The organism is Streptomyces sp. NPDC054841, assembly GCF_053611045.1.
The window spans coordinates 1-1,532 of record NZ_JBSGZO010000883.1 but is presented as its reverse complement, the minus strand read 5'-3'; the positions used below and the strand labels follow the sequence as shown (position 1 = coordinate 1,532).

2 protein-coding genes are annotated in these 1,532 nt (G+C 66.0%); both read right to left on the bottom strand.

Features of this window, described 5'->3' with window-relative positions:
- Positions 1-55 precede the first annotated feature (55 nt).
- Entirely contained in the window at positions 56-778 is a 723-nt protein-coding gene (gene rplA, locus ACWGI8_RS44175) for a 50S ribosomal protein L1 (protein ID WP_453669252.1), read from the bottom strand.
- 81 nt (positions 779-859) lie between these two features.
- On the bottom strand, positions 860-1,294 hold the full coding sequence (rplK, locus tag ACWGI8_RS44170; protein WP_003956479.1) for a 50S ribosomal protein L11: 435 nt from the start codon (positions 1,292-1,294) through the stop codon (positions 860-862).
- Positions 1,295-1,532 lie beyond the last annotated feature (238 nt).

Here is a 1,532-nt window from a genome sequence, read left to right as displayed (position 1 = left end):
GGAGAGGTGCGGGGGCCGGTTCACAGGATGCGAGCCGTCAGACAGCTCAGCCCGGTCAGACAGCTGCCGGGTCCTCCTCGACGAGGAGGTTGCGGGTGCGGTTGGAGTCCAGCGGGATGCCGGGGCCCATGGTGGTGGTCAGGGTCGCCTTCTTGATGTAGCGGCCCTTCGCGGCGGACGGCTTCAGACGGAGGATCTCCTCCAGCGCCGCGGCGTAGTTCTCGACCAGCTTCGTCTCGTCGAAGGAGACCTTGCCGATGATGAAGTGCAGGTTCGAGTGCTTGTCGACGCGGAACTCGATCTTGCCGCCCTTGATGTCGTTGACAGCCTTGGCGACGTCCATGGTCACGGTGCCGGTCTTGGGGTTCGGCATCAGACCACGGGGACCGAGCACGCGGCCGAGGCGGCCGACCTTGCCCATGAGGTCCGGGGTGGCGACGACGGCGTCGAAGTCCAGACGGCCCTTCGAAACCTCGTCGATCAGTTCGTCGGAGCCGACGATGTCGGCGCCCGCGGCTTCCGCGGCCGCAGCACGGTCACCGGTCGCGAAGACCAGGACCCGGGCGGTCTTGCCGGTGCCGTGCGGAAGGTTCACGGTGCCACGGACCATCTGGTCGGCCTTGCGCGGGTCAACGCCCAGGCGGAAGGCGACCTCGACGGTGCCGTCGAACTTGGTGGTGGCGGTGTCCTTGGCGAGACGGACGGCCTCGAGCGGGGCGTAGTTGCGCTCCCGGTCGATCTTGGCGTCCGCGCCGCGGAGAGCCTTGCTGCGCTTCACTTCTTCTCCTGTTGGTTCAGGTGTGGAGTCGTGGTCCGGGCCGGCGCTGGCCCTGCCACTGAGAGGTCAGACGGGGGACTGTCAGCCCTCGACCGTGATGCCCATGGAACGGGCGGTGCCGGCGATGATCTTCTCGGCGGCGTCCAGGTCGTTGGCGTTCAGGTCGGGCATCTTGGTGGTGGCGATGTCACGGACCTGGTCGCGCGTGAGCTTGGCGACCTTGGTCTTGTGCGGCTCGCCGGAGCCCTTGTCCACACCCGCGGCCTTGAGGATCAGCTTGGCGGCCGGCGGAGTCTTGGTGACGAAGGTGAAGGAACGGTCCTCGTAGACCGTGATCTCCACCGGCACGACCATGCCACGCTGCGACTCGGTCGCGGCGTTGTAGGCCTTGCAGAACTCCATGATGTTGACGCCGTGCTGGCCCAGTGCGGGGCCGACCGGCGGAGCCGGGTTGGCGGCGCCGGCCTGGATCTGGAGCTTGATAAGCCCCGTGACCTTCTTCTTCTTGGGAGGCATTGCTCTCTCCGGGTCCTAGTGAGAGTTTGCTGAAACAGCGAGCCTTCCACCCGATCATCCGGATGGAGGCATACCGCACAACGATAACGGGTATAGCTGCGCGGCCAAAAACCGAGCAGGTCAGAACGGCCGTGTGGGCCGTTATGACCTGAACGGAAACCTGTGTGGCGGTTAGTTGTTCTGGTTCTGGTCGAAGCGCAGCACGGCCGGGGTCTCGCGGCCGAAGATATCGACGAGG